Raw genomic sequence first — 26,472 nt, 5'->3', positions numbered from 1 at the left:
GTATATTAAGCGTGTAGTATTCGTTTAATATATAGGTAATTATGAAAAACGAGGAAGAGAATAAATGTAAGGCATGTGGAGCGGTTTTATTAGGGCGATCAGATAAACGGTTCTGTGATATACATTGTAAAAGTTCGTTTCATTATAAAAAGTCGTTAACAGAAGCACCTCGATTTTATAATAAAGTAGATAATCAACTAAAACAAAATCGACGGCTATTAAAAAATTATAATAAATCAGGAAAAGCCATTATTAGAAAAGATCTACTAATAGAAGAAGGTTTTAATCCAAATTACTTTACACACTACTGGAAAAACACTAAAGGCGATGTTTATTTGTTTGTATACGAATACGGATTTTTAATAAAGGTAGAGCATACCGTCGAGAAATATATTTTAATTAAGTGGCAGGAATATATGGAGAAGTAACAGGTGTATTTTAAGAATAAAATGTATTCGCCAAATCAAATTCATTTAACTATAATCAATCCCTACTGTAATTCCGTTTTATTTACAAAACAGCTCCAATTAAAATATAGAATTACAATTATAAATTTGTTTTTTCAATCGGCATTTCAGAAACTACGGTAAGTATACATAATTAGTATTTATAAGTCTTAATTGTGCTCATAATTCCAAGACCAAGGCCTACAAACGTGTTATTGAATTAGTAAATTAATCGACTGTTTTGTTTATAAATGATTTTTAAAATCCTGTTTACATGCTCAAAGCATAAAAAATGAGGTAAGATATTTAAATTGCTTACTTTTTATTTAGATTTGATTCCCTAATTTAATTAAAATAGCAGTGCACAAGACAAAAGAGATTCATACTTTGTCCCTAAAATCGTATAAAGATGTTTTTGATGCATTATATACTTCGCTATGTCTTTTTGCCGAAAATTATGTCGATAATTTGGATGTTGCAAAAGATATAGTGCAAGATGTGTTTATAAAGATTTGGGAAGATAAAATTGAATTTAAAAGCGAGATTGCAGTAAAATCTTATTTGTATACTTCGGTTAAAAATAAATCATTAGATTTTTTAAAAAGCAAACGCTTTAAAACAACAGAACATATGTCTGTTGTCGATATCGATAATTTAAGTAAAGATTCTTTTTATTTAAAAGAAGTGGTAATCGAGGAAGCTTCATCTAAAATCGAAGTCGCTATAAATACACTGCCCAATAAGTGCGCTCAAATTATTAGGTTAAGTATAAAAGACCTTTCAAATGCCGAAATTGCGCAACATCTTAATATTTCCATAAATACGGTTAAAGCTCAGAAAAAAATCGCCTATAAAAGGTTAAGACCACTGCTTAAAAACTACTTTGTTTTATTGGCATTTGTTTTCGACACTAACAATTAAAAACAGATTATTTTATTCCATATTAATCAGTCTAAAATGTTAATATTTTACATCTTGGTTAAATAAAAATATTTTTTTTTAACCCTTTCGTAACATTTTGTCGTCTTAGGTGTAAATAGTAACACAATTAATGATAAAGTTTAATAGAATCTTAATACTAGCAAAGCAGATTGCTATGTCATTATTAAGTGATGAAAAGCCAAAAGCATTGGAGTCTTCAGATATATTTTCGGAACAAGAAAAAGAAGATATTCATAAAAGACTTACAGACGAATCTGCAATAGCATCTCGATTATATTTGAAATCGAAGATTGATGCCAAAGCCGATTGGAACATTCTAAAATCGAAGTTGGTTGTCCCTAAAAAAACGTATTACTGGCATTATGCCGCGGCTGCCGCAGTTGTATTAGGTTTACTTACTACTACATATGTATTAAAAGATAATAGTGTAAGGGAAAATATTAATACACCTATAATTGTAAACAATCAAATTGAACCTGGTATAGATAAAGCCATTTTAACATTAGAAAGTGGCGAAACCGTAGCACTTGTAAAAGATGTTAAGTACGCTGCCCAAAATGTAGTAACCAACGGAGAAGAACTTGTTTATCAGGACACAGATAGTACCCATACTACACAACAAGAAATTGCCTATAATTATTTAACCATTCCAAGAGGAGGGCAATTCCAAGTTACCCTGGCCGATGGAACCCACGTCTGGCTAAATTCGGAATCAGAATTAAAATATCCAGTTCATTTTATAAAAGGACAACCACGTATTGTAGAACTGGTGTATGGCGAAGCATATTTTGATGTATCTCCTAGCACAAAACATAACGGAGCAACGTTTCAGGTTTTAAATAAGCAACAAACTATAGAAGTAATTGGTACAGAATTTAATCTTAAAGCCTACAAGGAAGAGGTTAATGTATATACAACTCTGGTAGAAGGGAAGGTAATGGTGCGCTCTGGACAACACATACAGAATTTAATACCTAACCAGCAATCTAAATTAAATATAGAAACCAATGCATTAGCCATAACAGATATAGATGTTTATAATGAAATAGCATGGAAAGAAGGTATTTTTAATTTTGAAAATAAACCTCTTAAAGATATCATGACGGTGCTTTCTAGATGGTATGATATCGATGTTACATTTGAGAAGAAAGATCTAGAAACTCAGAAATTTATAGGGTCGCTAAAAAAGAATTATAGTATAGAAAGTATCCTAACCATTTTTCAATCTGCCGACATTATAAATTCTTTTGAAATTAATAAGAATTCGGTAATTATAAAATAACGCTAAGGTCTTTACAAGACCAGAAGTGTGACCATAAAAAAGGAGAGATAGTTTAAACCGCCAAGCTCAAGACCATCTCTCCGTAATACAATATCAATCAATTAAAAAAGGTTTAATTAACTAATAATTTACAAATTAATGAAATTTAAATTAATTAGTGCCTCTTCTGTATTCAGGATAGGTATCTTAAACTGTATTATGCGAATATTTATATTCTTGTTTTGTGCTACAATGTTTAGTTCTAACCATGTACGCTCCCAAAATGCTAAAATTAATATTGATGAAGACAAAGTCGTAACTGTCGATGAAGTCTTTAAAATTATTAGAGCACAATCGAGTGATTATATGTTTATTTACCCCGAAAAATTATTTGCTTCTTTTCCTAAAGTGCAATTAAAAAAGGGGATTATTAAAGTGGATAAACTTTTAGATTTAGCCTTATCCAATGGAAATGTAAACATTACAATTACCGATAATAACATCATCCTGATTAAAGAAAAACCTGTAGACCAAAAACGGTCCCGTTTAAATGATAAGGTAGTTATAAAAGGACGGGTGGTCGATGTGAATCAGCAACCTTTAGCAGATGTAAGTATTATTATAGCAGATTTAAATACCGGGACATTTACAAATATAGATGGTGAGTTTTCTATGGAATTGCCTCATGAAAATTTTCATATTAAATTAAGTCTTATTGGGTATAAAGCAGAACAAATAGATCTAGCCTCAATTTCAGATTTATCTAATATTACAATTACTCTAAAAGAAGATTTATTAAGCTTAGATGCCGTGGTTGTAACGGCCAAGAAAACAGAAAGTAGGGAAGGAACATCGACTTATAAAATAGAAAGTCAGGCTATTAAACAGGTTCAGGCCATGAATTTATCAGATGTACTAAGCTTACTACCTGGTAACAAAACAGAGCAAGTCAATCTAACAAATCCTAAACAAGCCAATATACGTAGTGCTGTAACCTCAGATGCGAATGCCTTCGGGACCGCCATTATTATAGATGGTGCCGCAATTAGTACAGATGCCAATATGCAAACCAAAAACTCCTCGTCTTTAGATGGCGGAAAAGCTGTTGTAGCTGGTGGTGTGGATTTAAGAAATATAACCTTGGCCAATGTAGAATCTGTAGAGGTTATTGCGGGTGTCGCTTCTCCAAAATATGGAAACTTATCTTCAGGAGGTGTCTTGGTAAAAAGTAAAGTAGGGAAGTCGCCTTACATAGTATCGGCAAATGTATCGTCTACAAACTATCAAACATCTGTAGCCAAAGGTTATGAGTTAAATGATTATGGGGTTTTAAACTCAGATTTTTCATTCGCGTATTCTTCTGGGTCACCTACAGAACGAAAATTATTTTATAAAAGTTTCAATCTAGGTTTACGTTGGAAACTTCCTGTTTTCGAAGGTTTAGATTGGAATCATTTTACAGCGTTAAGAATTGGTCATTCAGACGATGGAAATAGACACGAACCCGAAGAGGTGTATAAAAATGAAGCAGATGTAAAAAGCACCTCTTATCAATTAACCTTTTCTGGAGATTTCCCGTCGGCTATTTTAGGAAAGATTAATTATAACCTGAGCGGGAGCATGGTTAACCAGCATTCGTTTTACGATAGTTATATACTTAATGGGCCTTATCCAATTATTGAAGCCATAGAAAGCGGAACGTATAATACCACGTACACGCCAAATGCATTTAACCAGACAAGAGATATTAAAGGAAGACCTGTAAACTTTAATGCTAGGGTAGATGCTTCTCAATACTTACACTTAGAAGACTTCGATTTTAGTTTCGAAACAGGGTTACAGTATACGTTGGATGATAATACGGGAAGCGGACGTGTGGCTACTGGGAATATTGCACACACTCAGGATATTGCAGGGAGCAGATCGGCTACTTTCGAAAAAATTCCAGCCTCTAAAACTTTTTCTGCCTATCACCAAACCATTATTAAAAGGTATGGAGCATCTTCAAAGCAACAACTTAATTTAGGAATTCGATACGATAATATGTTAGAGCGCTATAATTTATGGTCGCCACGTATGTCTTTTTCTACTAAGCATAACGATTTTACCGCCAGAGCCGCTTGGGGTGTGTCTTATAAAGCACCGGCTATGGTGCAATTATATCCAGGCCGATCGTATATAGATTATATTAATTTTCAATACTATGCCGAAAATCCGGCCGAGCGTTTAGCTGTAGTAACTACCTATGTTTATCAGCCTACCAACGAGCATTTAAAACCTAATTATTCCGATTTAAAGGAAGTAGGATTCGACTGGTCTCCAGATTTTATGAATCTGCATTTCACGTATTTTAAAAAGGATTTACGTCGCGGTATAAATTCTACACAAGAATTGTTATTACTGCCTAAATCTATTTATGAAGTGGTTAGTGCCGAAGAAGGCGTGCAACCAAACGTACAGCCTACAGGCGAAGTCTATAACATTCCTAGAACCGTAAATGTTATGAAAAATAACTATTACGAATCTACCGATGGTGTAGAAGTTACAATTAGTCCGAAAAGAATAAAAGCAACCAACACCGAGTTTAATTTTAGATATAGCTATTTAGAAACCGTAGTTACAGATCGTGGTTTTAGCATAGATAAATCGTCTTATGTGGTGGGCGACAATTCGGTACGATACGGTGTTTACGATAACGCGTTAACAAAAGCCATTAGAAGCTTCGGGACCTTAACTTTAATACAGCATATTCCGTCGTTAAGATTTGTATTAACGCTGTCTGCCGAATTGAATTTTAAAGAAAGTCGAGAGTATATAGGTACTAGCTTATATCCGTTTGCTTATTACGATACCGATGGAAATTATAACGAAATACCATTTGAAAATAGAACAGATCCAGAATTTGCAGATTTAAAGAAAGACGAAAATACATTCACCACGGAAGAAACACCGTTCTACAGTAATTTTAATTTACAAATACGTAAGGAAACAAAGCAAGGACATTCTTTTAGCTTTTTCGCTAATAATGCCCCTTGGCACAATCCAACATACGAGTATTTAGGAAGTAGAAGAACGTTAAATAATAAAATATCAGTAGGATTTAATGTCACCATATTAATTAATAACAAATCAAATCAATAACAATGAAAGACACAATTTTAAACAAGGTAAAATCAGCAAAATTATTAGCAATTCTGTTGTTAGCAGTAGTATCGGTTAGTTGTAGTGACGACGATGAAGTCGCAAATTTAGGTAATTTACAGGTGCAATTAGAGCTTGCTAGCGGCCTTGGAGACATTGCACTAGAAGATGTAGAGGTTAGCATAACAAATACGGTAGACAATTCTAGTTTTAACTTAAGTACAGATGCGTCTGGTGCAGCAACATTTTCAAATATTTCTGTGGGAACGTATACCGTAATTGCGACACAAGCTACCGATGATTATACCTTAAGTGGTACAGCAAACAATGTGGTCGTTTCCAGACAAGAAACAGTAGTGTCTACAGTTGTGGTTAATGCAAACAATTCTGATGGAGGCTTAGTGATTAAAGAAGTGTATTCTGCAGGATCTGGTTATATCACACTTTTTAAAGATTCTTTTATCGAAATCTTTAATAATTCTTCTGAAACATTATACGCAGATGGAATGTATATATCTAATATTTTTGGAGATACAGGAATGTCTGGAGATACCCCATTAGCTTCTGTTTTAACAGATAGTGAATACGTGTATACAGACGTGATGAGCCAAATTCCAGGTAACGGAGAAGATTATCCAGTAGAGCCAGGAAAGAGTATTGTAATTGCATTAAATGCTATAGATTATAAAGAAGGAAACCCAAGTCCAGACGGCCAATTAAATAATACAGACGCTACTTTAGAGCACTATTCTGTAGATTGGTTAGAGTCGCAAGGACGTGCTGGTAACTCGTTTTTCGAATTAGATAATCCGTCTGTGCCTAACATGACAAATATTTATATGTTTAACGAAACGAACTTCTTCAGATTAATAACAGCTTCTGCAAGTGTTGTTTTAGTAAGTAGTGAAGCTACATTTACAGACTCAGGTATTGTAGATTATACAGAAGCAGGTTCTACAAGTACATTTAAATTAATGCGTATTCCAGCAGATTTAGTCGTAGATGCTGTAGATATTTTAGATAATTCTGGAGCTTCAGAATTTAAACGTATACCAAGTGCTTTAGATGCTGGTTTTACATTTGTAAATGCAGATGGAGCGATTTCTTACACAGGATTAAGTTCTAGAAGAAAGGTAGATGAAATAGCTTCAGACCGTTTCGGAAGAACTATTTTAATAGATACAAATAATTCAACTGTAGATTTTGAAGCTATAGATTTCCCAGATAAATATGGTTACAATAACTAAAAAAATAAACCATTTAAAAATAGAGAGAATGTTATTCGCATTCTCTTTATTTTTAGTTGGGTTTAATGCATCGTCTCAAACAATATCTAATATAAATAACTTAACTGTTATAGAGAGAGACTTTCAATTTCAAATGTTTGAAAATAGGTATTTCGATATCCCATCTTTAATCAATCAAGCTAACCTTCAAAAATTTTCTTACGGACAAGCAAATTACTTGTATTCTGAAGGGGAATTAAGACATCCTCAAGACTACAAAAAACAAAATGGTTTGTATTTAGAAACTGCTTCCTTATCTGCTGTACAAAACTCAAATTGGACCTTATACGGTAGTTTGGAATATTTAAATACAAGATTGGAAGATGTAGAGAATAATTTAACTTATGGGATTACAGAGTATAGCTCGCCATATTATTTCTTTCAAGAAACTAATGGCGTTTGGAATCATCAGGATTATAATTTTGAAGCTAGTGCGGCAAATAAATTAAATTCAAAACTAACATTAGGGGGCTATATTAATTACGATACTAATTTTTATTTCAGAAAAACAGATACAAGAAATGAACTTACTGCTTTAAAAATTCTTACTAAACTCTCTTTAAGTTATCAGCTTAATCCAAAGCATGTCTTAAGTGTAGCTCTAAGTAACGAGTATTTTAAAACAGATTCTGAACTCGGGAATAAGTTCCCTGAAAATAATACGGCAACAACAGCCAATTATTATTTAAATACAGGCTTAGGATCATACATAAAAAATATTGATAATGGTTTTAGAACCAAACGAAATATACCGGAACTACAATTTAGTTGGATCACTACACAGGGGGATTGGGACTTATCTATAAGCAGTGGTACTAAATATGGTTTAGAGCGGTGGATAGATAAAAACATAGTTAATCTTGGAGAAAACGATGAACTTACCAAGTATAGTTTTCTTAAAGAAAGCGTTAAGGTATTTTACAATAAATATAAAAACAATGGCCTTTTATCGCTATACTTAAAAGCCGAATATTTAAAAGGCAATGGAAAAGTTTGGGAGGATAATGGTGCCTTTTATTATAAAAATTTCACCACCACGAGTTATCTTGTAAATACCCAAGCTAGTATGTTGTTTTATAATAAAGTGCTTAATAAAATTAGTTTAGGATTAAACTATTATAACAAGAGTCAGTTAGATTTAAACTACGCTTATGTGTTCGATTATCAGTATTTGGATCCCAAAATTGAAATCGGTTTAAATAAGAATCTTTCAACTAAAACAGCTCTTTTTGCAAATATAGCCACAGCATACCATATGGTACTTAACGTAGACCACGATCCCTTTGCGGCAAACAATATATTTGTAGATTGGATTGGGAATAAAGTTGCAGATTATACCGGTATAGATGCTTTTAGTGTTAATACTAAAATCGGATTAGATTTAAAATTAAAGAATGAAAATAAACTAGAATTTTCATTACTAACCGATTATACAAAAGCGACACAGTTATCGGATACTAGTATGAATTATTACTCTAAAGATGATGATTATTTAAGTTTAGTCGCTGGACTAAAACTCTATTTTTAATCGCTCTACTTGCAATTAATACGTGCACTTAATCATTCTAACCAGTTTAAAAATTAAAAATGAAACAGGTATTAAGTAGTATTATATTTTGTATTCCATTTTTTATGTGGAGTCAGAATATGGATAACATTCATATTGAAGAATATGATCTGTCCAATGGATTACATGTTATACTTCATCAAGATGTAAACGAACCTAATGTAATTGTAGGAACCAAATATCATGTAGGGTCTAAAAATGAAGAAGTGGGCCATACTGGATATGCTCATTTTTACGAACATCTTTTATTTCATGGTACTAAAAATATACCTCAAGGCGAATTAGAAAATATTATTTTAAATGCTGGGGGTTATTGCAATGCGTATACCAATTACGATGTTACTTACTATTATCAGTTATTACCCGCACACGAATTTAAGTTGGGACTTTGGGTAGAATCCGAGCGCATGTTACATCCGGTAATTACGCAAGAAGGTATAGATCGTGAACGCGAAATTGTAAAGGAAGAACGCCGCATGCGTTACGATAGTAAACCTTTAGGAAACTCGTACTTTGATATGATGTCTAAACTGTATGCTTATAATACTTACGGACATAATATGATTGGTTCTATGGACGATCTTAATCGCGCTTCTAAAGACGATTTCGATGCCTTTTTTAAAACCTATTATGTGCCAAATAATGCGTGTTTAGTGGTTTCTGGAAATATTGATGTGGAGGAGACCAAAACGTGGATTAGTTTGTATTTTAAAGATATTCCGAAGGGGAAAAATATTAGCAGACCTAAAACTTTTAAAAAACCAGCCGGAATAGAAAAATATACAGATAAAAACATAAAAGGCTTAAAAGACGAGTCGCTATTAATAGGCTATCCGATCATGGATCAGAGTCATCCAGATGCTCCTGCAATGCAAATACTAACCTCCATTTTATCAGGAAATAGCAAATATTCGTATTTCGAAAATAATTTAAACATCGAAAACGATACTGTAATTAAGCATATAAAAGCTTCGGCAGATTTTTGGGAAAAAGTAGGAACATTAAGTATTAATGTAACTGTAGCCAGTACTAATAGTGAATCCTATGTGCTAGACCAAGTCGATAAACAACTGGAATTACTAAAAAATACTCCTGTAAATCCCATAGTATTACAGCAGGTAAAAAAGCAATTTGAAATGGCTTATGTCGATTACTTTTATCATGCAGAAACCTTTGCCGATAAAGTGACTAATTACTATCATACCTATAAAAAAACGTCTGATATTAAAACGCTTTTAAACGATTTTAATCACGTAACACCTGACGATATTCAACGCGTGGCTAAAAAGTATTTCGATAAAAATAACCGAATTCTAATTGCTTATCATCCAGAATAACTCTTTGTTATGAAAACTATCTATATTTTAATTTTAAGCATGTGTTTCAGTATAACTGCTATGGCGCAAATAGATCGTTCTATGCCACCAGAAGCAAATATACCTGCCAAATTAAACGTCGGAAAATTAATTCCGATAACCTTAGACAACGGACTTCGAGTATATTTAGCACCCGTTCAAGATTATCCAAAATTCACCATATCTGTCAATATAGAATTACCAGGATACGACGAAGAAACCAGGTTAGCCGAGAAAAATATATTAAACACAGCTTACGCGAATAAACGTTCAGAAAAATATCCAAATCAGGAAATAGATTCTCTAGCAAACTATTATGGGGCCATGCTAAATGCCAATATGTATGGAGGTACAATTAAAGGGATGACCCAAGATATAGATCAATTACTAGATATTTATGTAGATGCACTGTTACACCCTGTAATTACTAAAGCGTATATAGTCGAGAAGTATAAATCTGAACTAGAAACACAAAAAAAATCAAAAACCAAGACCGTAAATTTTAGCACGCCTATAAAAGAATTTTCCATAGATGCAGTAAAAGATTCCTTGCTTTTTGGCCCTAAAAAAGACATTGTTAAAACCTCTAAAACTGCAAAAGCAGAATATAAAGGGATAACCGTAAAAGACGTTGAAGCGTATAAAAATGATAGAATTGTATCTAATAATGCCTTAATTGTGGTGGTTGGAAATTTTTCGGAAACAGAATGTAAAACGTTAATGAATCGGTATTTCGGAGACTGGAAAACAGGAGCGCCTTATGTTAAAGAAAGTCCGATTACCAAGAAAATAGCAATCCTAAAAAACAGAAAAATAATTGTTAAAGACGCACCCAATGCGGTACAATCTAAAATAGCCTTTAGCTGGCATTTAGGCGATGCCTATACTTACTTTATTAACGATATTAAACTACAGGTTTTAAACAATATTTTTGGCGAAAGTCAATTGTCGTATTTATATAAAAACTTAAGAGAAGATAAAGGCCTTTGTTATTTTATTAGATCGTCTGTAGGTAGTACTGCAGATGGAGGGGTAGGAGCGGTGTATACAAGTGTAAGGACAACACAAACGGCGTATGCTGTAGAAAATATTATCTTAGAAATGTTACGATTACGTAATTATAAAGTGAGTGCATCAGATTTAAAAATTGCTAAAAATAATTTAATTGGGGATTATACAAGGTCTTTAAATCCCATAGCACCAATTCCATATATTACGTTTGCAATGCAGAAAGATATCTATAATTTACCAGACGATTATTTACAAAATAAAGTAGAACAGTATTATGAGGTTTCCATAGATGATATTATGGAAATGTCTCAAAAATATATAAATCCGTTTAACTGCGTAATTACTATCGAAGGTAAAATATCCGAATTAAAAGGGACATTAGAGCAGTTTGGAGATGTTATGTATTTTGATGAACAAGGAAATAAGCTAAAGTTTTAATGTCCTTTTAAACGCCATAGGAACCAAACGCCATATAAAAAGTAAACAAAAAATTAAGATCATTTAAATTACTCCATTCAAAAAACACTTAAATCTAAACCCATGAAACAGTTAATTTTATTTCTAATTCTACTTATAACCTCATTATTAAATGCGGCTAGAGCGCAATCTAAGCCCGTGTACCAGTTATTTAAAAGCGATGGGGAGCTTGCAAATTACGAAGAGATGATTGCCGATTTAGCCAATAGCGATATGGTGTTTTTTGGAGAATATCACACAAACCCTATATCGCATTGGATGCAATTAGAAGTAAGTAAAAGTTTATTTGCTACAAAAGGCGATGCTTTGTTTTTCGGTGCAGAAATGTTTGAAAGCGGAAATCAATTGGTTTTAAATGAATATCTAAAAGGTCTTTATGCCGAAGATAAAATGATTCCGGAAATGACACAAATGTGGGGGAATTATAAAACCGATTATAAACCCTTAGTAGAGTTTGCAAAAGACAATAAACTTCGATTTATAGCTACTAATATTCCTAGGCGCTATGCTTCTTTAATTAATAAAAAAGGGATAGAAGGATTACAAGAATTAAGTCCGGAAGCGTTAGCATTAATAGGTCCAGATCTAGAAACGTATTTCGACCCTACAGTTAAAGCCTACGCAGAAATGGCCGATAATATGGGCGGACATGTGCCTCCAAATATGTTAAACATTCAAATGGCTCAAGCAGCGAAGGATGCAACTATGGCGCATTTTTCTCTTAAGAATTTTGAAAAAGGTAACTTATTACTGCATTTTGAAGGCTCGTACCATTCTAATTATGAACAAGGCATAATTTGGTGGATTAATAAAATACAACCTGATTTAACCCTAAAATCTATTACTACGGTTTTAGAATCTGAATGGGAAGTAATGACTGCGGAACAAAAAGCAACGATTGCCAACTATATTATTGTGGTTGTAGATAATATGACGCAGACCAATTGGTAAGTCTGTTAAGTCCGTATTAAATAGTTTAACACGTATTAAGCATCATCCAAGTTATAAAACCAACTATGACTTGGATGATGTTTTTTTTAGCTTAATTTCTTTTAATTCAATTTTGATAGTTATAAAATATTTTAAAAAGCTAGAACGTGTATGTTGTTTTGATACTCATATTGTCATGGTTAAAGTAACACTTACTTTAGCGTGAAAACTGATTGTAGTAGGTTTTTATAACCTGTTCTACAGGTTTATTTTGCGGCGTAAATCTAGAATCGTGTTCTCCTCCAGATTTGTCATGATTTATAAACCATTTCCAGACAAAACCACCAGCAAACCAATCTTCGTCCCAAACAGTTTCAAATAATGCCTTGGTGCAATTTACTTGAGCTTCTAGGTTTACCTGAGTCATTTTTCTATCACTGTCCCATGGCGATTTTCCGCTATAATCCACGCTTCGATACCCAAATTCTGTAAATAATATGGGTTTTTTATGAGTTTTTGAAAACTCTGAAATTACGGCTTTATGCGGTTTCCATCCGGCTAAAGCATCCTCTAAACTTGGTGTTTTATTGGTGCTTAAAGGGAAATAGGCATTAATACCTATATAGTCTAGATGGTCCCAAAAAGGCGTATTTTTAAACTCGTCCCAATTCGCAGCATAGGTTAGTTTTCCTGAATATACTTTTTTAATATTTTCTATTAAAGAGATCCAGTAGTCGGGTCTGTGTTTTATAAATTGTTCTAATTCGGTTCCTATACAAAGCATATCTACTTGGGCATCTTCGGCTAATTGTGCATATTCTAATATAAATTTAGAATACGATGTTTCTAAAAGCGCCCAGTCTTCTTCGTTCTTCATATGTATATGTCCGGTAAATAGCCCGTGCCCAATCCAAATTTGTGGTTTAAGCATAATCTTTATGTGTTGCCCTTGCAAAGCTTCAATATAGTGTTTGGCACCAGATCGGGTTTCTCCAAACCATTGTCTGTCGGTATTATATTGCACTGTAGGATGATTAAGATCTCTAATAAAACCAAAAGGCATTACGGCAGCATAATTGGCATGGATATCTACTAAAGGAGTAATGTGATTGCCTTTTACCGTATCTCTAGACGAGACAAAACTCACACCATTTATTTTTGGCGTTTGGGTTTGGCAAGAAAAGACACTTAGTAAAATAACAAATAATAAGGAGGTGTATGAAGACATAATTTAAGATTAAAAGCTTCTAATGTAGTATATTTCATTAAAGAAGACTTTCTGGTTATAGTTAATAAAAACAAAAATATTTCACAAATTAAGGCTGTAGTGATGCGATGGTTTGGGATGCCTACTTATGGAAGCTCTAAAAGAGGCAGTATCGTAAAGGGATTACAGCAGACAAAAATTGTGAGGTTTGTCTTTAAAAACAATAGCGACTCAGATTTTGTCTGAATCGCTATTTAAATTGGTTTAATATACTGGGGTAAACTTAACTTCTTTTTACAGGGCAACCAATAGCTTTTGTAAAGTTAGGATCTGGTTTTTTACCATGTTCTAAAGCTTCAATAGCATCTTCAACATACTTTACTTTAACGTCTTCTGCAGATTTTGCATTGTCGTCTATCGTACCTATGTACTGAACTTGGCGTGCGGCATCTAATAAAAATACGTGAGGTGTTCTTACAGCTCCATATTGCGGAAATATATCGTGTTTCTCATCGGCTAAATACACAAAAGGAAATGCTTTTTCTTCAGCACGTTTTCGCATCGCTTCAAAGCTTTCTGTAGCATTATCTGGACTTACATTTGGGTTGATTGCAATAACCGAATATCCTTTAGGTGCATAGGTATTATGAAGTGAAATTAAACGGTCTTCGTACATTTTAGAAAACGGACACCCGTTACATGTAAACACAACAATATATCCTTTTGCGTCTTTAATAGAAGATAAAGAAAATTGAGTGCCATCTACGTTTTTAAGATCAAAATCTGTAGCCACATCTCCTATTTTATAACCTCCAATTTCTTCTAAAGATTTAGTCTGCACAGGGCTATGGTCTCCTCCAGGAGGTGGTCCTTTTCTATCGCCATGATCTTTAGGTGGGTGTCCTGGACCATCTTTTGGATGTTCAGGTCTGCCTTCATGATGTTCTGCGGTAGTGGGGTGTTCTTTGGTTTCAGATTTATTCTTACAAGATATTAATATGCCTGCAACTAAAACAAGACCTGCTAAAAGGATACTTACTTTTTTCATATATTAATTATTAAAGGTGTTATGTATTTCGGTTTCTAAATCTTCAATACTTTCAAAATCACGTTCGTGGTAAGACCGTTTTTCATTATTAAATATAATGGTAAACGGAATCGATCCAGACCAATTAGAATTTATTTTATCTATCCATGTATTAGAATCGGGATCATCCAATAGTACTACTTTTAAGTCTATGGCGTTATCTTTTAAAAAAGGTTTAAGCTTCGTTTCAATGCCTCTAGGGAAGTCAAGACTCACCAATGTAACCTCTACATCCGGATGGCTTGCAGCGTATTTTTTAATTATGGGAAGCTCTTTAACACAAGGCGCACACCACATTGCCCAAAAATTTACAATATGAATTTTATCGCTGTTCGTGTATAATAAAGGTTCTAAAGCTTCGAAATCGTAAACAGGAATACTATCATTTATATTCAGATTTTCTGTGATCTTCGTTTCACTTTCTGTTTTACTTTTTTTATCTACACATCCGTAAAATAAAGGCGTAAGACAAAATATTAAAATGAATAAACGTATGTTTGTTTTCATAACTACTATTTGGGCCATTTTGGAAATTTAGACTGCGTATACTATAAAAGGTTTAATCTATTCAACCCATTTATAATACGCAGAGTTAAAAGCTATACATGGTATAGTCGATTTCAATCCGTAAAAATACAAGATTAAAAGCTGTGATTTACATTGTAATTTAGGATAAAAAGATTGTAATTAAGGTTTTTTGTTACTTTTGATGTCTCGGTTATAAACTATGGAGCTTTACACAAACATAAAAACTTACTTTTTAAACGATTTGGACCAGGTTACCGATTACAACAATCAGTTTTACATTAAAAAATTTGGAAAGCATCATGACCATGGGAAAATGCATCCCGATCCACAATTTCTAGAACCGCATAAGCGCGATTTTTTCGAAATAGGTATCATTGCGCAACATAATAAAAATATGCGCATTGGTGATCAGGATTTTAAAAAAATGACAAATGGATTAGCCATTGTATCGCCATTTCAAACCATAACTTATGGCCAAAATAATGCCGATGCTACAGATGATTCTGGTTATGTAATTTATTTTAAGTCTGCCATTCTCGAGGGGTTAAAACAACCCTACGAAGTTCAAAACCAGTTTCCCTTTTTTAAGATACATACACAGCCTTTGTATTATTTATCCGAAACCGATTTTAAAGAAATTTCTGCTTTAGCAGAGGCTTTATACCAAGAGTCTAGACATACTGAAATTGATAGTTTGGAAATGATACGTGCTATACTTTTTCAATTACTTTATAAAGTAAAACGCATCACGCATAATAACGAGGGGATTGTGCCTTTAAATAGATTTGATGCTATTATGGCTAAATTTGAAAATGAAATTTTAGCGAGTCATAACAACTTTTTATCGGTTAACGCATATGCGTCAAAGCTTAATATTAGTCCTATTTATCTATCCGAATGCGTGAAAAAAGCCACAGGTAAAAGTGCTCAAAAAGTGATTATAGATTATAAAGTGTTACATGCCAAAACACTGCTTCACCAAACGGATACATCTATTGCTCAAATTGCCGAGGTCTTGGGATTTAATGAGGTTGCCAATTTTAATCAATTTTTTAAGCGACATGCCCGAATTACGGCATCTCAATTTCGGAAGCTATAAATTGAGATAACAATGTCTTATAAAGCCATATCTCATAAAATGTGCATAATCTTTAGTGCTATTATTTTAGTAATAATTAGGCTAAACAAGATGTTGTAAAATGATTTTTAAATTGGTTAACCAATTGTTTTAATTCCCCTTATTTTTTTCATAATTTGTACCCTATTAAATTGGTACACCAATTTTTATATTTTTTATTTATTAATAAGAATGCAATGAAAACAAACTACACAAACCGCTTACAAATTTTAATACTTTTACTTTTATTTTCCAATTTTGGAAGTCATTTATGGGCTCAAATCCCTGCAGATCTCATGGAGAACTGTAAACAATGGAAAATTACATATCCAACAGGAGAGGAAGAAAAAAAATTATGTGACGAGCCTAATAACGAATTCTTTTTTGTGAACGACGATAAAGACGCTATTGTGTTTCGCACGCCTATAAGAACGGATAACGGAACAACTCCAAACTCGGATAATGTGCGTTCGGAACTTAGGGAAAGAGAGCCTGATGGAAGCGTCGATGTATATTGGACTACCGAAGGTTCGCATATGCTTTATGTAAAACAAGCCATTACGCACTTACCTATAAATAAATCGGAATTGGTAGCTACTCAAATTCATGGCGATAAAGAAGCCGGTATTGATGATGCTATGGTGTTGCGATTAGAAGATTCTCATCTGTTTTTATCGTTTAATGGTGGTAAATTAAGATCTGATATTAGTATCACAAACACCTATACCTTAGGAACCATTCATGAAGTTATTTTCTTGGTACAAGATAATAAACACTATTGCTATTATTCTGAAGATGGAAGCCTTCTTGAAGCATTCAATAACAATACGGCATCGGATTATTTAGTTAAAGATGGGGATCGAGATTATGTTATGGATTTGGAATATGACCAATCCTATTTTAAAGTCGGAAATTATACCCAAAGCAATCCAAAAGATGAAGGCGACGATACCGGGAAACCAGATAATTATGGAGAGGTTTTAGTTTATGATTTTTCTGTAGTACATGACGAAGTAGAGGTTAGCGGCGTTAGCCTTTCACCAAGTAATATTGAACTTTCTATAGGTGGACCTTTTCAATTAACAAAAACCATTAGTCCTGCACATGCTACAAATAAGACGGTGACTTACAGTACGTCTGATGCTAGTGTAGTAGGAGTGAATAGCAGTGGAGTTATAACAGGAAAGTCTGCAGGAACTGCCGTTATTACAGTTACAACTGTAGATGGTGGTTTTACAGCTACTAGCCATGTTACAGTTATTGAGGACGCTGTTGGTACTAACTTAGCATTAAAAAAAGAGATAACGGGAACAGGAACGCATGATGCCGATAATAAAGTAGAAAATCTGGTAGATGGATCGACTGCAACGCGCTGGTCGGTTTCAGGATTTCCGCAAACCGCTACTATAGACTTAGGACAAGTATATGCTATAGGAAGATCGGAAGTGGTATGTTATTCAGATAGAGCATATCAATATACCATTTCGGTTTCAGATACCGAAAACGGAACGTATACAGAAATTGTAGACCGTTCTGAGAATACAACACCGGGAGATGAAGGCAATCCTATTGTAAATGTGTTTACGCCTGTAGAAGGTCGTTTTGTTAAACTAACGGTTACAGGCGCGGCGGTATACGATGGCAGTTGGGTAAGTATGTCTGAATTTAGATTATTTGAAGCCTCGGCTTTAGGTATTGAAGATGCGCCTTTGGATGAGCGTAACATTGTTTTATCTCCAAATCCGGCAAGAAATGCTATTTCATTTAGTGGGGCAGAAGGGTTCAATAATATAAAAATATACGATCATGTTGGTAAACTGATTATTAATCAGTCTTATAATGGACAGTCTGTAGATGTTTCACATTTAAACGCTGGACTTTATATTGTGAGATTATCAGGAACTTCTAAGACCGTAAATAAACGTATGATTAAAAAATAATATCCATTTAATCGATAAAAAGGCAAATGGAGTGTACTTCATTTGCCTTTTTTATTTACTTATAAATTGACTATTGGCATGAAAGCTGATATTTTAGACAATTTCTAATCATTTTGATTTCAGTATTTAAAGTGCATCTTCATGCCTTCGTGGGTGGCTGTAAAGCCTAAATCTTCGTAAAATTTAATGGCTCTTGGTCTCCTTTTGTCGGACGTTAATTGTAAAATAACGGCATGGCGTGCTTTTGCCCGTTCTATAATCCACTTAAATATGTGTTTCCCCACACCAATACCACGTAAATCCTTTCTTACCTGAACAGCCTCAATTTGCGCTCGCAGTCCGCCACAATAATTTAAATACTGAATAAAGGTCAGTTGGAAGGTTGCGATAACCGCTTTGTCTTTGTTTTCAACAACCATAAGTTCTTGATTCGGATCAGAATTTATAATTTGAAACGCCTGTATATAATCTTTAGAAACAGGGTGCTCAAGTTGTTCTCTAGTTTTTCCTAACTCATCATCTGCAAGTAATTCAACAATGGTATAAAGATCGTGTTCTGTAGCTGGTCTAATGGTCATAATTCTGTTTTTCTAGTGTTATTAAAGTGTAATTATAACATCTTAGGTTTTAAATGTAAACTAAAAGCTCTGAAACTTTTAAATGGAATTAAAAATTTCAGAGCTTAATTATATGTAAATGACTTGATAATCAGAATTAGACTTTAACTATTGGTAAGTATTATTTATTTATGATCGGTTACCACTTTGTGAAGCACTACTTGAGCCGATTTTTCATAATCATCGTGCCATCCAAAATAATTACCCGTTTTAAAGTAGTTTTCGTGAACATAACCGTTGCCCACATAATCATATATTTCGGTATAGGCAATATCTAAGCCTTTGGCTTCGCACACGAGCCCGCAGTATAGTTTTCCGTTTTCAATTTTCATCTTAAAAGTAAAAATTTCATTATCTACACGACCAAAATCTACTTTTTCATCGTATTTGCTTGTCCACGGATCGTTATTTGCTGGTTTCGTATAATGATCTATTTGTATCATTCCGTCGTTCCATCTAATTTTTACAGTTGCTGGATTTCCAGTGGTGCCTTCAGATTCTATACCGTGAATTTGTGCAACTATAGTACGGCCGTTTCCTTCTACATAATCTACATTAATAGTAGATTCTAAAATATGAACACCAGTGGCCATAGACCAATTGTCGGTAGTGGTTTGGTTTCCTCTCCAATACTCTCTAAGTTCTGTTCTGCAATATTTATCGCCTAGAGCAGATAGTCCCGATGTGGTAATTCCTGTAAATTTAGTCCATAGTGTGTACGAACCATCTTCGTTTTTATAGAAGTATTTAGACTGACTAGCAGTGAGATTATCATTCACAATATCGGTATACTTAATGGATGTTGCTTTTCCATTTCCAGCATCTATAGGAACCGATAAATACCAGTTTTTCCAGGTTATATTTTCCGCTTCTACTTCAGGGATTTCCGTGTCTGGCTCTTCAGTTTCATCTATTACGTTATTTTCGCTATCTGAACTGCAAGCAATACTAAATACGATTGATAAAAAAATTAAAAATTTACTGGTTAAGATTCCTTTTGTGATCATATAAAAATCAATTAAAAATAAGTTGTTTTATTTGTTTGTGATTTACTAAGTTATACTGATATGCATTAGTGTAAGTGTTAAAAAATGAATTTTAGCGCATAAATATACACCTAGTTTTTATAATAATCTAATAGGGTGCGGCGCGCTGTTTTTTCAGTAACAAAAGCTGGGCCAAAAGGTTTGTAAATAGCGGGATTTTTAAAATAAAGGTGTAAGTAGTGAATATTTTATATGTTTATTTAAGATACATTGCATTTTCTTAATTGTTGGTAAGCCAAGTCATCATTTTATTTAAAGCACGTTCTCTAACGGGTTTAGCCGATAAAAAAATATCATGTTGGGCGTGTTCAATTTCTAATAATGTAACGTGGTGTCCAAGAGTTTTTCCAACGCGCTTAATGTCCTCAATATTTAGTACAATATCGTTAGACAGGGCTTGTTTAGAAAATTTTGAGGTTTTTATAGATCCGGAAGAATGCATTACCAATACCGGAACTTGTATGTTCGAGTGTTTTAAACTTTCCTGAGCCTGTGCTATAGCCAAAACCCATTTAAAGTAGGTAGGAAAGCCTTTTATCGGTTTCCAGTCTAAGTTAAAATCCCATTCACCAAAATAATCTTTATGAATGCTTTGCGCATAAGTAGGAGTGAGGACGCCATTAATTTTGGCATAGCTAGATATTTTAGAAGCCATTTTTGCCACAAACTGACTGATGTATTTTTCCAATGACGTCTGATTAAAATCAAAAAAAGGAGAGTTTAAAATTAGCCCATTAATATGATGTCTTTCTTTTCCGGAATTCATATAACAACTTGCTGTTAGGCCACCGGTAGAATGTACAAGTAAATAAACAGCATCACTTTTATTTTTTATCTGTAGAATAGCTAGCGATACTTCTTCAAAATACTCTTCTATATTCTTGCAATAATTGGGATGTTGATGCGGTAATAATGCTCTACCGTACTTGCGTAAATCGAGAGCATAAAAATCGATTTGATTGGTGTTAAAGAATTCTCCTAGATGCGGATGAAAAAAATAGTCTATATAACCGTGAATATATAGTATGCTTTGTCTATTTCCCGTATTAAAATTTGAAGCCGTGAGCACCGCAATTGCTTTACCTTCGTAATCAGGTTTAAGGGCAATGGTTTGACTGGTGTAATCTTTGGATAAATTCATTTGTAGTTCTGGTACTAATGTCATGCCTATTAATAGAAATTATTAGCTACTCATGAGATGAGAACCATAATTAGCTGTAACTCCTTTTGTTTTGAAATGCTATTCTAAAAATAAACATCTTTTTGTATACCGCATACTTTAGTCTCCATTTTTAAATTACTGTGTTCCATTTTTCATTCACATTATGGTATTGCAACGGATTGTTTATCGCTTTCTTTGTGTCATTTCATCTGCTGTAAGAAAGCCATCATTATTACGATCTCTGTTTTCGAAATTCTCTTTTAATTTTCCTTTCACTTCCGATTTTGAAAGTTTATTATCCTTATTGCTATCCATTTTTTCTAACATACTTGCAAATGAAGGTGGAGTATTTGCACCCGGATTAGCGTTTGCTTGTTTGGCTGGGCGTTTCGTGCTATTATCTTGCGAATTGGATTGCTGTTCTGTTTGATTTGCTGAAGACGGATGAATATCTCTTACGGCTCTCACATAATTATAAACATATCTTACATCGCCTTGAGGTCCGAAATACTGAGGGAACTTACCTTTATCTCCGCTTTTAGGATCGCTTCTTTGAGCACCTGCTCCGTGTACGTCCATCAAAGTACCTCTCATTTCGCCTTGTGCTTCCCCAAATGAAATATAAACGGCATTGGCACTTGGATTTTTTCCGTCTAAATGTGTCGTACTTGACCAGAAATAGGGATATTGACCCTGTTTTCCGTTTGGATCTGTAATTTCTGTAGTTTCAAAGATTGGATGTATGGCTGGAGATTGAGTGGTTTGTGGGGATCGGCTATAATCAACTATACTCTGGAGTTCTTTGGCATTGGGTAATCTCCAATCCGAATATGTGCCTAGCTCAAGATGTTCTGCATAGCGTAAAGCATCTTCCCAATCCCGACCATTTCCATCATCTGCTTTTTGCCACATTAAACCCGTAGCTAAGTCGCTTACTGTGCCGTCTTTATTGTCTATAATATTATTATATCCATAGGTAGAATCACCACGAACCATGCGAAAATACATGGTGTTGTCTGTACGCGTCCGCGGATTTATTTTAGAATAACCTTTAATCCTCCCGTCTACAAAATTTACTCCAAAAACGGTTTCATTATTTTTCATGGTACGACCAACGTATTCGGTAGACGACCAAGTTTGTGCATCAATTTCGCGTTCTCCTTTGGTAGAATCGCCTATGGGTTGCAAGAAGTATTCGGTATTAATAAACATTTCTATGGCATGCTCTCCTTTAACCTGTCCAGAGAATAAGATTAGTGAATAAAGTTCTTTTATTGTAGGTACTCTCCAGTCTGAATGGCCGCCTAAAGTAGAGTGTGCCGCCTTTTTAAATGCATCGGTGTAAGTCATTTTCGAACCCATATCTTTTTCCCAAGTCAGTCCTGTTACATGGTCTGTAATCGTACCATCTTGGTTATCGGTATACGACGGCGGATTCCCATTGTAATGGGCATCCTGCCCATAAAAAGCATCGCCTACTTCGGGTCTAGAGATTTTATCTGCATCGGAGTAATAAGTGTTAAGATCTGTATCTACAATAGGGTAGGTGTAATTTAAATTTTCAGAAGATGCAGTGGAAATAGTAAGCGGAACAGTTAGTAAATCTTTACCGTATATTACAGGGCCACTGTAGTTTTTACGTATTTCGGATGTTGTAGCTTCCTCGTCGATTTCTGTAAAGTTGAAGTGTGTTAAGACTACATTTTTAACATGGGCTTCTTTTGCCATTAACGAGCTTTCTTCTAAATTAACATGAGCTTTTTCTTTGTTTCCGCTGCGCTTAATAGTTCTGGCATTGCTATTGGTTCTGCTCGGTTTTTTCTTAGAGCCTAATGCAATGGCTCCACCGGAATCTATAATTAAATAATCGGCATCTTTTGCTAATATACTTAAAGACTTAGAATAGGTTAAATCTCCAGAAATAACTATAGATTGGTTACCAACATCAAACCGATATGCATAGGTAGTAATGGCATGATTTACTTCGGTACATGTAATCTTGATATCACCTATATAAAATGATTCATTACCCCGTAAATTCTTAGCAGAGAAATTGTTTTTAACACCGTTTAAAATGCGTCCAGATTTGGAAAGCCGATAACTAATATCTTCTTCATACGTATCCAGAATATGATCTATTAGAGTGGTTGTTGGCGCTGGTCCTGCAACCGTGAATGTATTGCCTCCCAAAAGCGATTGAATAAATATGGGGGTGAATTCTTCGTTATGGTCTAAATGATGGTGCGTAAAAAGGATGCCATCAATGTCTTTAATTTTGGTGTTATTTTTATTTAAGTTGGCTTGGGTTCCATTTCCCATATCCACCAAAATGCGTGTGTGTTTATATGAAATGAGTGCCGATGGTCCAGAGCGTTCGGTATTAAATTTTGGAGAGCCTGAACCAATAATTGTGGCTGTTAATTGTTCTGTGTTTTGTTGTGCGAAGAGTTGTATGCTTAACACCAACAGCATTAAAAACAAATATTGTCTCATATCTATACTTTTAAGGTAAGACCTGAATACTTTAAAAGCGTTTAATGTAAAGATGTACTATTTTGTGAAAACTTTATTTTCTTTACGTTCTAAGTTGAAGTTATTGGAGAATAGTCCAAATAAAACAACCTTTTGAGATACCGCATTTTAAACGGATTTAAAGCTCCAAAATTTATTTTTTGGTAAAGGGGCTTCAAAGGTTTTTGAAGTCTTCGTTTCCGAATCTTCATACGTGAGTTTCCAGGCATGAAGACAAACAGATTGCGGTATGTACTTTTGATCGGAACCATATTTGTCGTCTCCAATAATAGGCAGTCCGATATGCGATAATTGTGCTCTAATTTGATGAAATCGTCCAGTTTTTGGTTTCACTTCTAAAAGGTAACCAAAATCGTTTTGGTCGATAACGGTGTAAGAAAGTCTGCAGTCTAAGGTGGTTTTGGACTTAGATTCCACAATATCGGCTCTCTTTTCTAAGTTGTTTTTTACTAGAAAGTTCACCAATTGTCCTTTTGTTTTTGGCGGTTTATTTTTAACAATCGCCAAGTACGTTTTCTGAACCATACGTGTGCTAAAAAGAGCGTTAAAAGAAACTAAAACACTTTTTTTCTTAGCAAAAATTAGAACACCACTTGTTACACGATCTAATCGGTGAATCACACCAACATAAGGTTTTGGCTTTTTCTTTAGTATATGTTGGAATACCTGAGTTTCGACGGTATTACGCTCATACGGACTTTTCTCTGTGATAAGTCCGGATGTTTTGTTTACAACAATATAATCGTTGTTTTCTGCTACAAGTTCAAGATTAGACATTAATACCTTATTTTTTTAACGTCTTTTCTTTCGAGAAGCTTGTTTCTTTTTGCGTCGAGACCCAAATGTAGTGCCTTCGCTTGTAGAAGGAATAGCATCGTCAAACGTGTTTTTAACAGGTTTAAGATTTACCTTTTTCCAAGCCGGTTTGTTATCTTTTTTCTCAGGTATTAAAACGTCCAATAAGTCTGGTCTTCCAACCTTGTTCAAGGTCTTTTTAATCCAATCTTTATTTTCTTGCTTGTACCAAAAGAAGAATCGGTGTTGTTCGTCCTTCTCTTTTTTAGATTTTGGCGTTTTAGTTGGTTTTAGTGTGTACGGATGGTAACCACTATAATAAATAACAGTAGCTACAGTCATAGGCGTTGGTGTAAAACCTTGCACTTGCTCCAATTGGAATCCCATATCTTTGGTTTCAGCAGCTAAATTTGCCATGTCTTCAACCTCACAAGCAGGATGATTTGATATAAAATAAGGAATCAATTGAAGTTTTAAATCCTTCTTAATATTAATCTTATCGAAACGTTCTTTAAACTTGTGAAAATATGAAAAAGACGGTTTACGCATCAGTTTTAAAACAGGATCAGACGTATGTTCTGGAGCTACTTTTAAACGTCCAGAAATATGCTTGGTCATAACTTCTTCGGTATAATCGTCTAATTCTTTTGGATCTGCATTTTTATTAAATTCAGGAACCAACATATCGTGACGAATACCACTACCTATAAATGATTTCTTTATTTTAGGATGCTTATCTACCGCCTGGTATAATTCAGTTAAAGGCTTGTGAGACGTATCTAAATTACTACAAATTACTGGCGAAATACAAGAAGGCGCAACACATTTATCGCAAATGGACTGTACTTTACCTTTCATTTTATACATATTGGCGGAAGGTCCACCGATATCTGATAAATAGCCTTTAAAATCTGGCATATTAGCGACTTTGTCGACTTCTTTTAAAACAGATTCTTGACTACGACTAGCGATAAATTTTCCTTGGTGTGCCGAAATGGTACAGAAGCTACACCCACCAAAACAACCACGGTGAATGTTAATTGAAAACTTAATCATTTCGAACGCAGGAATAGGTCCACGTTTATTATATTTTGGATGCGGTAATCGTGTGTATGGTAAATCGAAAGACGCATCAATCTCTGCTTCCATCATGGTTGGAAACGGCGGATTAATAACTAACGTCTTGTTGCCTATTTTTTGAGAAATTCTGTTGGCATTAAGCTTATTAGATTCTTGCTCGATAACCTTAAAGTTGGAAGCAAATTTCTTTTTATCTTTTAAACAGACCTCATGAGATTGAATTTCGACATCCTGCCAGTTTTTATTCTTTGGAAGATCTTCTTCTGCATTCAATAAAAAAGCCGTTTGTTTTACGGTTCTTAAACTTGAAAAAGGAACACCTTTTTGTAATAGCTCTACAACTTCACGTAAGGGTTGTTCTCCCATACCGTAAACTAGCATATCTGCTTTAGACGTTTCTAAAATAGAAGGCATAAGTTTGTCGCTCCAATAATCGTAATGTGTTACACGACGCAAAGACGCTTCAATCCCTCCAATTAATACAGGAACATCAGGAAATTTTTCCTTTAAAATATTAGTATATACAGAGGTGGCATAATCTGGTCTGAAACCTTTATCACCATTAGGCGTATAGGCATCATTATCCCGACGTTTTTTACTTGCGGTATAATTACTAACCATCGGATCCATACAACCACCAGTCACGCCAAAGAATAACTTTGGTATTCCTAGTTTAGTAAAATCCTGTAAATTATCGTTAACACTGGGTTGCGGTACAATAGCAACTTTTAAGCCGTAACTTTCTAAAATACGACCAATAACCGCAGGCCCAAAAGAAGGGTGGTCTACGTAAGCGTCTCCGCTAAATAGAATAACATCGAGTTCTTCCCAACCTCGAAGTTTGACTTCTTTGTTAGTTGTTGGTAACCAATCTGTAAGTTTATTTTTATGCATATGGCAGCAAAGGTACAATTAAATTCTTTTAAGTACTCCACACAAAATACT

At 34.2% G+C, this 26,472-nt stretch carries 20 protein-coding genes; 11 read left to right on the top strand and 9 right to left on the bottom strand.

Features of this window, described 5'->3' with window-relative positions; translation table 11 throughout:
• Positions 1–41 precede the first annotated feature (41 nt).
• The 9 genes from AC0UBM_RS17500 to AC0UBM_RS17460 all read left to right on the top strand — a co-directional run bounded on the left by AC0UBM_RS17500 (position 42) and on the right by AC0UBM_RS17460 (position 12,437).
• Complete coding sequence (locus AC0UBM_RS17500) at positions 42–428, top strand: hypothetical protein (RefSeq protein ID WP_475689503.1); 387 nt, start codon at positions 42–44, stop codon at positions 426–428.
• Between the two features lie 378 nt (positions 429–806).
• A complete protein-coding gene (locus AC0UBM_RS17495) occupies positions 807–1,367 on the top strand; it encodes an RNA polymerase sigma-70 factor (RefSeq protein ID WP_475689502.1) in 561 nt (186 codons plus the stop codon).
• Between the two features lie 175 nt (positions 1,368–1,542).
• Entirely contained in the window at positions 1,543–2,670 is a 1,128-nt protein-coding gene (locus AC0UBM_RS17490) for a FecR family protein (protein ID WP_475689501.1), read from the top strand.
• Positions 2,671–2,868: 198 nt separating this feature from the next.
• Positions 2,869–5,790, top strand: a complete 2,922-nt coding sequence (locus AC0UBM_RS17485; RefSeq protein ID WP_475689500.1) for a TonB-dependent receptor plug domain-containing protein — start codon at positions 2,869–2,871, stop codon at positions 5,788–5,790.
• Between the two features lie 2 nt (positions 5,791–5,792).
• Positions 5,793–7,037 (top strand): DUF4876 domain-containing protein, encoded by a 1,245-nt coding sequence (locus AC0UBM_RS17480; RefSeq protein ID WP_475689499.1) that lies wholly within the window; start codon positions 5,793–5,795, stop codon positions 7,035–7,037.
• A 28-nt stretch (positions 7,038–7,065) separates the two neighbouring features.
• Positions 7,066–8,604 carry a DUF6850 family outer membrane beta-barrel protein gene (locus AC0UBM_RS17475; RefSeq protein WP_475689498.1) on the top strand — a complete coding sequence of 513 codons (1,539 nt, stop codon included), beginning with the start codon at positions 7,066–7,068 and terminating at the stop codon, positions 8,602–8,604.
• A 59-nt stretch (positions 8,605–8,663) separates the two neighbouring features.
• Positions 8,664–9,980, top strand: a complete 1,317-nt coding sequence (locus tag AC0UBM_RS17470; RefSeq protein WP_475689497.1) for a M16 family metallopeptidase — start codon at positions 8,664–8,666, stop codon at positions 9,978–9,980.
• 9 nt (positions 9,981–9,989) lie between these two features.
• The gene (locus tag AC0UBM_RS17465; protein ID WP_475689496.1) at positions 9,990–11,447 is read left to right on the top strand and encodes a M16 family metallopeptidase; all 1,458 of its coding nucleotides are present in this window, start codon (positions 9,990–9,992) and stop codon (positions 11,445–11,447) included.
• Positions 11,448–11,549: 102 nt separating this feature from the next.
• A complete protein-coding gene (locus AC0UBM_RS17460; RefSeq protein ID WP_475689495.1) occupies positions 11,550–12,437 on the top strand; it encodes a ChaN family lipoprotein in 888 nt (295 codons plus the stop codon).
• Positions 12,438–12,633: 196 nt separating this feature from the next.
• On the opposite strand, the gene AC0UBM_RS17455 is transcribed toward AC0UBM_RS17460, so the two are convergent.
• The 3 genes from AC0UBM_RS17455 to AC0UBM_RS17445 all read right to left on the bottom strand — a co-directional run bounded on the left by AC0UBM_RS17455 (position 12,634) and on the right by AC0UBM_RS17445 (position 15,217).
• Positions 12,634–13,644, bottom strand: a complete 1,011-nt coding sequence (locus tag AC0UBM_RS17455; protein WP_475689494.1) for a glycoside hydrolase family 113 — start codon at positions 13,642–13,644, stop codon at positions 12,634–12,636.
• A gap of 262 nt (positions 13,645–13,906) precedes the next feature.
• Positions 13,907–14,671 (bottom strand): thioredoxin family protein, encoded by a 765-nt coding sequence (locus tag AC0UBM_RS17450; protein WP_475689493.1) that lies wholly within the window; start codon positions 14,669–14,671, stop codon positions 13,907–13,909.
• 3 nt (positions 14,672–14,674) lie between these two features.
• Entirely contained in the window at positions 14,675–15,217 is a 543-nt protein-coding gene (locus AC0UBM_RS17445; RefSeq protein WP_475689492.1) for a TlpA family protein disulfide reductase, read from the bottom strand.
• Positions 15,218–15,437: 220 nt separating this feature from the next.
• On the opposite strand from AC0UBM_RS17445, the gene AC0UBM_RS17440 reads away from it, so the two are divergent.
• Together AC0UBM_RS17440 and AC0UBM_RS17435 are read left to right on the top strand one after the other, a co-directional pair.
• Positions 15,438–16,337: a helix-turn-helix domain-containing protein gene (locus AC0UBM_RS17440; protein ID WP_475689491.1), complete on the top strand. Its 900-nt coding sequence runs from the start codon at positions 15,438–15,440 to the stop codon at positions 16,335–16,337.
• Between the two features lie 215 nt (positions 16,338–16,552).
• The gene (locus tag AC0UBM_RS17435; protein ID WP_475689490.1) at positions 16,553–18,295 is read left to right on the top strand and encodes a polysaccharide lyase family 7 protein; all 1,743 of its coding nucleotides are present in this window, start codon (positions 16,553–16,555) and stop codon (positions 18,293–18,295) included.
• A gap of 119 nt (positions 18,296–18,414) precedes the next feature.
• Here the strand turns inward: AC0UBM_RS17435 and AC0UBM_RS17430 are convergent, their stop codons facing one another.
• The 6 genes from AC0UBM_RS17430 to AC0UBM_RS17405 all read right to left on the bottom strand — a co-directional run bounded on the left by AC0UBM_RS17430 (position 18,415) and on the right by AC0UBM_RS17405 (position 26,421).
• A complete protein-coding gene (locus AC0UBM_RS17430) occupies positions 18,415–18,873 on the bottom strand; it encodes an N-acetyltransferase family protein (RefSeq protein WP_475689489.1) in 459 nt (152 codons plus the stop codon).
• 164 nt (positions 18,874–19,037) lie between these two features.
• The gene (locus tag AC0UBM_RS17425; RefSeq protein WP_475689488.1) at positions 19,038–19,919 is read right to left on the bottom strand and encodes a polysaccharide lyase family 7 protein; all 882 of its coding nucleotides are present in this window, start codon (positions 19,917–19,919) and stop codon (positions 19,038–19,040) included.
• A gap of 259 nt (positions 19,920–20,178) precedes the next feature.
• On the bottom strand, positions 20,179–21,123 hold the full coding sequence (locus AC0UBM_RS17420) for an alpha/beta hydrolase (protein ID WP_475689487.1): 945 nt from the start codon (positions 21,121–21,123) through the stop codon (positions 20,179–20,181).
• 180 nt (positions 21,124–21,303) lie between these two features.
• Entirely contained in the window at positions 21,304–23,613 is a 2,310-nt protein-coding gene (locus AC0UBM_RS17415) for an Lcl domain-containing protein (RefSeq protein ID WP_475689486.1), read from the bottom strand.
• Positions 23,614–23,760: 147 nt separating this feature from the next.
• Positions 23,761–24,429, bottom strand: a complete 669-nt coding sequence (locus AC0UBM_RS17410; protein WP_475689485.1) for an RluA family pseudouridine synthase — start codon at positions 24,427–24,429, stop codon at positions 23,761–23,763.
• A 15-nt stretch (positions 24,430–24,444) separates the two neighbouring features.
• A complete protein-coding gene (locus AC0UBM_RS17405; protein WP_414034197.1) occupies positions 24,445–26,421 on the bottom strand; it encodes a YgiQ family radical SAM protein in 1,977 nt (658 codons plus the stop codon).
• Between the last annotated feature and the right edge of the window lie 51 nt (positions 26,422–26,472).

This window comes from Formosa sp. F44 (assembly GCF_056238645.1).
The sequence above is the reverse complement of the archived record's forward strand: the minus strand, read 5'-3'. Positions and strand labels throughout refer to the sequence as shown.